The sequence below is a fragment of the Enterobacter sp. PL_is514 genome, assembly GCF_055816715.1.
Genome location: NZ_JBVPGN010000020.1, coordinates 20,923 through 29,139 on the forward strand (window position 1 = coordinate 20,923; position 8,217 = coordinate 29,139).

At 51.7% G+C, this 8,217-nt stretch carries 8 protein-coding genes; all 8 read right to left on the reverse strand.

Translation table 11 applies throughout. The annotated features are described in order from the left end of the window. Positions 1 to 12 precede the first annotated feature (12 nt). Positions 13 to 4,041 carry a DNA-directed RNA polymerase subunit beta gene (rpoB, locus tag AC0TNG_RS00440; RefSeq protein ID WP_024908260.1) on the reverse strand — a complete coding sequence of 1,343 codons (4,029 nt, stop codon included), beginning with the start codon at positions 4,039 to 4,041 and terminating at the stop codon, positions 13 to 15. A 319-nt stretch (positions 4,042 to 4,360) separates the two neighbouring features. After that, the gene (rplL, locus tag AC0TNG_RS00445) at positions 4,361 to 4,726 is read right to left on the reverse strand and encodes a 50S ribosomal protein L7/L12 (RefSeq protein WP_473712419.1); all 366 of its coding nucleotides are present in this window, start codon (positions 4,724 to 4,726) and stop codon (positions 4,361 to 4,363) included. A 66-nt stretch (positions 4,727 to 4,792) separates the two neighbouring features. Continuing rightward, a complete protein-coding gene (rplJ, locus tag AC0TNG_RS00450) occupies positions 4,793 to 5,290 on the reverse strand; it encodes a 50S ribosomal protein L10 (protein ID WP_005132895.1) in 498 nt (165 codons plus the stop codon). Between the two features lie 291 nt (positions 5,291 to 5,581). After that, a complete protein-coding gene (gene rplA, locus AC0TNG_RS00455; RefSeq protein WP_006810530.1) occupies positions 5,582 to 6,286 on the reverse strand; it encodes a 50S ribosomal protein L1 in 705 nt (234 codons plus the stop codon). A 3-nt stretch (positions 6,287 to 6,289) separates the two neighbouring features. Next, positions 6,290 to 6,718 (reverse strand): 50S ribosomal protein L11, encoded by a 429-nt coding sequence (gene rplK / locus AC0TNG_RS00460; protein WP_008503452.1) that lies wholly within the window; start codon positions 6,716 to 6,718, stop codon positions 6,290 to 6,292. Between the two features lie 156 nt (positions 6,719 to 6,874). After that, positions 6,875 to 7,420, reverse strand: a complete 546-nt coding sequence (nusG, locus tag AC0TNG_RS00465; RefSeq protein WP_002438628.1) for a transcription termination/antitermination protein NusG — start codon at positions 7,418 to 7,420, stop codon at positions 6,875 to 6,877. Position 7,421: 1 nt separating this feature from the next. Then, on the reverse strand, positions 7,422 to 7,805 hold the full coding sequence (gene secE, locus AC0TNG_RS00470; RefSeq protein ID WP_014068449.1) for a preprotein translocase subunit SecE: 384 nt from the start codon (positions 7,803 to 7,805) through the stop codon (positions 7,422 to 7,424). A 225-nt stretch (positions 7,806 to 8,030) separates the two neighbouring features. Further along, positions 8,031 to 8,217: EF-Tu C-terminal domain-related protein (locus tag AC0TNG_RS00475; RefSeq protein ID WP_000308341.1), on the reverse strand; the 187-nt coding region annotated here is incomplete at its 5' end.

The following is an 8,217-nucleotide window of genomic DNA, read 5'->3' on the forward strand; positions in this document are numbered from 1 at the left end:
TTTGAGCGAGAATTACTCGTCTTCCAGTTCGATGTTGATACCCAGCGAACGAATCTCTTTCAACAGTACGTTGAAGGATTCTGGCATGCCCGGTTCCATCTGATGGTTGCCGTCCACGATGTTTTTATACATCTTGGTACGACCGTTCACGTCATCAGACTTAACGGTGAGCATTTCCTGCAGGGTGTATGCCGCGCCGTATGCTTCCAGCGCCCACACTTCCATCTCCCCGAAGCGCTGACCACCGAACTGTGCCTTACCACCCAGCGGCTGCTGAGTAACCAGGCTGTAAGAACCGGTAGAACGAGCGTGCATCTTGTCGTCGACCAGGTGGTTCAGTTTCAGCATGTACATGTAACCTACGGTTACCGGACGCTCGAACTGTTCACCGGTACGGCCGTCAAACAGCGTAATCTGACCAGACGTTGGCAGACCACCCAGTTGCAGCAGCTCTTTAATTTCAGCTTCTTTCGCACCGTCGAAGACCGGCGTTGCGATTGGCATACCTTTTTTCAGGTTCTCAGCCAGGCGCAGCACTTCTTCATCGCTGAAGGTATTCAGGTCGACTTTCTGACGCACGTCGGTACCCAGATCGTAGGCACGCTGGATGAATTCGCGCAGTTTCGCGACTTCTTCCTGCTGCTTCAGCATGGCGTTAATCTTGTCGCCGATACCTTTCGCAGCCATACCCAGGTGGGTTTCCAGGATCTGACCGATGTTCATACGAGACGGTACGCCCAGCGGGTTCAGTACGATATCTACCGGCGTACCGTTAGCATCGTGCGGCATATCTTCGATCGGGTTGATCTTAGAGATAACACCCTTGTTACCGTGACGACCTGCCATCTTATCACCAGGCTGGATCTGACGTTTAACGGCCAGATACACCTTAACAATCTTCAGCACGCCTGGTGCCAGATCGTCGCCCTGAGTGATTTTGCGGCGTTTCGCTTCGAGTTTTTTCTCGAACTCGTGTTTCAGTTCGTCATACTGCTCAGCCAGCTGTTCCAGCTGATTTTGTTTCTCTTCGTCGGTCAGGCCCAGTTCCAGCCAGCGATCGCGTGGCAGTTTGTCGAGCTTCTCAGCTTCAACGCCACCGGCAACCAGCACCGCATAGATACGGCTGAACAGACCCGCTTCGAGGATCTGCAGTTCTTCAGACAGGTCTTTCTTCGCCTGTTTGAGCTGCATCTCTTCGATTTCCAGCGCACGCTTATCTTTCTCAACGCCGTCACGGGTGAAGACCTGAACGTCGATAACCGTACCGGAAACACCGTTTGGTACGCGCAGAGAAGAGTCTTTAACGTCAGACGCTTTCTCACCGAAGATTGCACGCAGCAGTTTCTCTTCTGGCGTCAGCTGGGTTTCACCTTTAGGCGTAACCTTACCAACCAGAATGTCGCCGCCGGTCACTTCCGCACCGATGTAAACGATACCGGATTCATCCAGTTTGGAGAGCGCAGCTTCACCCACGTTAGGGATGTCAGCGGTGATCTCTTCTGGCCCCAGCTTGGTGTCACGGGACACACATGCCAGTTCCTGAATGTGGATGGTGGTGAAACGATCTTCCTGAACCACACGCTCGGAGACGAGGATGGAGTCTTCGAAGTTGTAACCGTTCCACGGCATGAACGCTACGCGCATGTTCTGACCGAGCGCCAGTTCACCGAGGTCGGTGGACGGGCCGTCTGCCAGCACGTCGCCGCGCTCAACTGGCTCACCCAGAGATACGCAAGGCATCTGGTTGATACAGGTGTTCTGGTTAGAACGGGTGTATTTGGTCAGGTTATAAATGTCGATACCTGCTTCGCCCGGATACATCTCGTCTTCGTTAACTTTGATAACGATACGGGATGCGTCGACGTACTGAACGGTACCGCCACGTTTAGCAACCGCAGTAACACCGGAGTCAACGGCAACAGCACGTTCCATACCGGTACCAACCAGCGGCTTATCAGCGCGCAGAGTTGGAACGGCCTGACGTTGCATGTTCGCACCCATCAATGCACGGTTGGCGTCATCGTGTTCCAGGAACGGGATCAGGGACGCACCGACGGATACCACCTGCTGGGTGGATACGTCCATGTAGTCAACCTGGTCGCGGCTGAACAAGCTGGATTCGCCTTTGCTACGGCAGGTAACCAGATCTTCTACAAAGTGGCCTTCGTCATCCAGGTTGGAGTTCGCCTGAGCGATAACGTAGTTGCCTTCTTCGATAGCAGACAGGTAATGAATTTCGTCGGTTACAACACCGTCGGTCACTTTACGATACGGGGTCTCAAGGAAACCGTATTCGTTCGTCTGTGCGTACACGGACAGGGAGTTGATCAGACCGATGTTTGGACCTTCAGGCGTTTCGATTGGACATACGCGACCGTAGTGAGTCGGGTGTACGTCTCGAACTTCAAAGCCTGCGCGCTCACGGGTCAGACCGCCTGGGCCGAGTGCAGAGATACGACGTTTGTGCGTAATCTCAGACAGCGGGTTGTTCTGGTCCATGAACTGAGACAGCTGGCTTGAACCGAAGAACTCTTTCACTGCTGCAGAAATCGGCTTGGCGTTGATCATATCCTGAGGCATCAGGGTATCCAGATCGCCCAGAGACAGACGCTCTTTCACCGCACGCTCTACACGTACCAGGCCAACGCGGAACTGGTTTTCCGCCATTTCGCCTACGGAACGGATACGACGGTTGCCGAGGTGGTCGATATCATCCACTTCGCCTTTACCGTTACGGATATCGATGAGCTTCTTCATCACTTCGATGATGTCGTCTTTGCTCAGGATACCGGAACCTTCGATCTCATCACGCAGCAGAGAACGGTTGAACTTCATACGACCAACCGCGGACAGATCGTAGCGGTCTTCGGAGAAGAACAGGTTCTCGAACAGGCTTTCCGCCGCTTCGCGAGTTGGTGGCTCACCAGGACGCATCATGCGGTAGATTTCTACCAGCGCACTCAGACGATCGGTGGTTGGGTCGACGCGAATAGTCTCAGAGATATACGCACCGTGATCCAGATCGTTGGTGAACAGCGTTTCGATACGTTTGTGGCCAGACTGGCTCAGCTTAGCCAGCAGATCCAGGCTCAGCTCCATGTTCGCCGGGCAGATCAGCTCACCCGTTGACTCGTCAACGTAATCTTTCGCGGCTACTTTTCCTGCAATGTACTCAACCGGAACTTCGATGAGTTTGATATCATCTTTTTCCAGCTGGCGGATGTGGCGCGCGGTGATACGGCGACCTTTTTCCACATACACTTTGCCGTCGGCTTCGATGTCGAACGACGCGGTCTCACCACGCAGACGTTCCGGCACCAGCTCCATCTGCAGCTTGTTGTCGCGGATTTCAAAGATCACTTTCTCAAAGAACAGGTCCAGGATCTGCTCAGTGGTATAGTTCAGTGCACGCAGAATGATGGTTGCAGGCAGTTTACGACGACGGTCGATACGGACAAACAGGTTGTCTTTAGGATCGAACTCGAAGTCCAGCCATGAACCACGGTAAGGGATGATGCGTGCGTTATACAGTACTTTACCGGAAGAGTGTGTTTTACCTTTATCGCTGTCGAAGAAGACGCCCGGGCTACGATGCAGCTGGGAAACGATAACACGCTCAGTACCGTTGATAACGAAAGTACCGTTGTCAGTCATGAGTGGAATTTCACCCATGTAGACTTCTTGTTCTTTAATGTCTTTTACGGTGCCTTCCGGCGCTTCGCGCTCGTAGATCACCAGACGCAGTTTTACGCGCAGCGGTGCGGAATAGGTCACGCCACGGATCTGACATTCCTGAACGTCAAACACCGGTTCGCCAAGGCGGTAGCTGACGTACTGCAGCTCGGAGTTACCGCTGTAGCTCTGAATCGGGAACACGGAGCGGAAGGCTGCTTCCAGACCGTACTGCCCTTCAGGATCTTGCTCGATAAACTTCTGGAACGAGTCAAGCTGGATAGAAAGGAGATATGGAATGTCCAGAACTTGTGGACGTTTACCAAAATCCTTACGAATACGTTTTTTCTCGGTATAGGAGTAAACCATAGGGTTCCTCAGCTCGCTGACAAGTCGACCCATCTGTCCGACGAAGGGACAGTTTGTGCAACACCATTTTGTGGACCGGAAAATTGAATACTTTCCGCAATACCTGTTGCTATCACGCTTAAATCATTTCGTCGCGATTTACACAGAGCGAGCACCCTGTCGCAATATATTAAGTCGTCGATAGAAACATGCATTGTCAGGACAATCAGCAGTCAAACAGTGTGAAATGCTACTGATGCCTTACAGCGCAAAAAGGCTGGTGACTAAAAAGTCACCAGCCATCAGCCTAATGACTTAGGCTGCAACCAGAAAAGTTGGCTTATTTAACTTCAACTTCAGCGCCAGCTTCTTCCAGAGATTTTTTCAGTGCTTCTGCGTCGTCTTTGCTCACGCCTTCTTTCAGCGCAGCTGGAGCAGATTCTACCAGGTCTTTAGCTTCTTTCAGACCCAGGCCAGTTGCGCCACGTACTGCTTTGATAACAGCAACTTTGTTAGCGCCAGCAGCTTTCAGAATTACGTCGAATTCAGTTTTTTCTTCAGCAGCTTCAGCCGGGCCCGCAGCTACAGCTACAGCAGCAGTAGCAGAAACACCGAATTTTTCTTCCATTGCAGAAACCAGCTCTACAACGTCCATTACGGACATAGCTGCTACTGCTTCAATGATTTGATCTTTAGTGATAGACATTTAAATTGTTCCTGAAAATCAGAATAAGTTTATACGTAAGCAAATGCTTTATAAAGATAACTGCGATTAAGCAGCTTCTTTCGCATCGCGAACAGCAGCCAGAGTGCGAACCAGTTTGCCAGCCGAAGCTTCTTTCATGGTTGCCATCAGGCGTGCAATTGCTTCTTCGTAGGTCGGCAGGGTTGCCAGGCGATCGATGTTCGATGCCGTGATCAACTCACCTTCAAAGGCTGCAGCTTTGACCTCAAATTTTGCATTCGCTTTCGCGAACTCTTTGAACAGACGAGCAGCAGCGCCCGGGTGTTCCATAGAGTATGCAATCAGGGTCGGACCAACAAACGTGTCTTTCAGGCACTCGAACTGAGTACCTTCAACTACGCGACGCAGCAGGGTGTTACGAACAACACGCATGTATACGCCAGCTTCACGACCTGCTTTACGCAGTTCAGTCATTTTGTCTACAGTAACGCCACGGGAATCCGCAACTACTGCAGACAGCGCGCCTTTGGCTACTTCGCTGACTTCAGCAACAATCGCTTGTTTGTCTTGAAGATTTAAAGCCATTAGCTTTGCTCCTGGATGTTTGCCGGAACTCATGTTCCGGAACTCACTTCACTCTTCCCAACGGAAAGAGCGTCTTAATACGGTGAGCAGAAACAAGCCAGAGTATCCAAAAATAATCTTAGCGTTCTGTCACCGTCTACGCAGGGGATTAAGTCTCTTGCGAAACACCTGCGGTCTTCGACGGAGGCCTGGATTAGGCCAGGCTCCAACGAACAAATCTTTTAGCCGCTAACTTTCGTTAGCAAACGTGGGGGTAAGATTGTAGACAAAATCACCGCCCACGTAAAGGCATTAGTTTGCAGCAGCGCTCAGGCCAGCCTGGTCAACTGCAACACCTGCACCCATGGTGGTGGAGATGCTAACTTTCTTGATGTACACGCCTTTTGCCTGAGTTGGTTTTGCTTTTTTCAGCGCAACCAGCAGAGCTTCCAGGTTTTCTTTCAGTTTGTCAGCGTCAAAGTCCACTTTACCGATGGTGGTGTGGATGATGCCGTTTTTGTCGTTACGATAACGAACCTGACCTGCTTTAGCGTTCTTAACCGCTTCAGCAACGTTAGGAGTTACAGTACCAACTTTCGGGTTTGGCATCAGGCCGCGTGGACCCAGAACCTGGCCGAGCTGGCCAACAACGCGCATTGCATCTGGAGAAGCAATAACAACGTCAAAGTTCATTTCGCCTTTCTTGATCTGATCAGCCAGATCTTCCATACCTACCAGTTCAGCGCCAGCAGCTTTAGCAGCTTCAGCGTTTGCACCCTGAGCAAATACAGCTACACGTACGGAACGGCCAGTACCGTGTGGCAGTACAGTTGCGCCACGAACGTTCTGATCGGATTTACGCGCGTCGATGCCGAGGTTAACGGCAACGTCAACGCTTTCAACGAACTTAGCAGTTGCCAGTTCTTTCAGCAGAGCGATAGCTTCGTTGATGTCGTACTGTTTGGTCGCATCAACTTTGTCACGGATCACGGACATGCGCTTGGTCAGTTTAGCCATTTCTTAGTCCTCCACTACCAGGCCCATGGAACGTGCAGTACCTTCGATTGAGCGAGTCATCGCTTCAATGTCGGCACCAGTCATGTCGGCAGCTTTGGTCTGCGCGATTTCCTGCAGCTGAGCGCGGGAAATTTTACCCACTTTGTCTTTGTTCGGTTTACCGGAACCAGACTTGATACCAGCCGCTTTCTTCAGCAGAACTGCTGCTGGAGGGGTTTTGGTAACGAAAGTGAAAGAACGGTCAGCGTAAACAGTGATTACGACTGGGATTGGCAGACCTTTTTCCAGGGATTCGGTTTTGGCGTTGAACGCTTTACAGAATTCCATGATGTTCACACCCTGCTGACCCAGAGCTGGACCAACTGGTGGACTTGGGTTCGCCATACCAGCTGCAACCTGCAGCTTGACGTAGGCTTGTACTTTCTTAGCCATTCTAAAATCCTCTGATTGGGTGATAGCGCCTCAGGGAGGCTCCCCGTGAATAAAATTCGTTTTACGGGCCGGGGCCCATAAAAACAAAAGGCGCGAAATTGTATTCCAATCTCGCGCCCTGTGCAACGATTAAATCGCCGCTTTTTTGATCGCTGCTTAGGCTTTTTCGACCTGCGCAAAGTCCAGCTCTACCGGGGTCGCGCGACCGAAGATAGAAACAGAAACTTTCAGGCGGGACTTCTCGTAGTCCACTTCTTCAACGACGCCATTAAAGTCAGCAAACGGACCGTCGCTAACACGGACCATTTCACCCGGTTCAAACAGCGTTTTAGGACGCGGCTTATCACCCACCTGCTGCAGGCGGTTCATAATCGCATCAACTTCTTTGTCGCTGATTGGCGCCGGACGGTCAGACGTGCCGCCGATAAAGCCCATCACGCGCGGTACGCTGCGCACCAGGTGCCAGCTCGCGTCGTTCATCACCATCTGAACCAGCACGTAACCCGGGAAGAATTTACGCTCGCTTTTGCGACGTTGGCCGCCACGGATCTCAACCACTTCTTCGGTCGGAACCATAACTTCGCCAAATAACTCTTCCATGTTGTGTAATTTGATATGCTCACGCAGCGACGTTGCTACGCGGCCTTCAAAACCGGAAAACGCCTGAACGACGTACCAACGCTTTTTAGGGGCTTCAGACATCTTAGAACCTCAGGCCAGTAATAAAGGAAACCAGGCGAACCAGAATACCATCCAGTCCCCACAGGATCAGTGACATTACAGCGGTAACCGCCGCTACGATCAGCGTGGTGTGCAATGTTTCCTGGCGAGTCGGCCAAATGACCTTACGGACTTCGGTACGCGCTTCACGTGCAAAAGCAACGGTTGCTTTACCTTTAGTCGTCAACAGCGCGACACCGCCCGCTGCAGCAATCAGAATCACCACTGCCAGCGCGCGGAGCGGCAGCATCATGTCACGATAAAGATAGTTGCCAACGATTGCCACAATCAGCAGCACGGCAACAGCGACCCACTTCATCGCTTCCAGGCCGCGCCCGCTCCCTTGAGCTTCGGTATTCGCACTCATAAACCAACCTGTCAGAAGAATTCTACAAATAATTTCACCCCGCGATTGCGAGGCGAGCCAAATCGAAATAATCCCTTTAGGGATTATACGCTCTCTGCAGAGCCTGTCTCAGCAATGATTATGACAAAAATAATCACTGATGAGCCAGGTTCTGATGTGAAAGCGTGCAAAAAGGGCATCAAATGATGCCCTTTTCATGCGCATTGCGTCAAATGTTATCAGCGATTAGCCGAGAACTTTAGCAACCACGCCCGCGCCAACGGTACGGCCACCTTCACGGATTGCGAAACGCAGACCGTCGTCCATCGCGATTGGGTGGATCAGAGTCACAACCATCTTGATGTTGTCGCCTGGCATTACCATCTCAACGCCTTCTGGCAGTTCGATGGTACCGGTCACGTCAGTTGTACGG

Coding starts and splice junctions, on each gene's coding strand:
- secE (WP_014068449.1), bottom strand. CDS start 7,805: ATGAGTGCGAATACCGAAGCTCAAGGGAGCGGGCGCGGCCTGGAAGCG.
- rplJ (WP_005132895.1), bottom strand. CDS start 5,290: ATGGCTTTAAATCTTCAAGACAAACAAGCGATTGTTGCTGAAGTCAGC.
- rplA (WP_006810530.1), bottom strand. CDS start 6,286: ATGGCTAAACTGACCAAGCGCATGTCCGTGATCCGTGACAAAGTTGAT.
- rplK (WP_008503452.1), bottom strand. CDS start 6,718: ATGGCTAAGAAAGTACAAGCCTACGTCAAGCTGCAGGTTGCAGCTGGT.
- rpoB (WP_024908260.1), bottom strand. CDS start 4,041: ATGGTTTACTCCTATACCGAGAAAAAACGTATTCGTAAGGATTTTGGT.
- nusG (WP_002438628.1), bottom strand. CDS start 7,420: ATGTCTGAAGCCCCTAAAAAGCGTTGGTACGTCGTTCAGGCGTTTTCC.
- rplL (WP_473712419.1), bottom strand. CDS start 4,726: ATGTCTATCACTAAAGATCAAATCATTGAAGCAGTAGCAGCTATGTCC.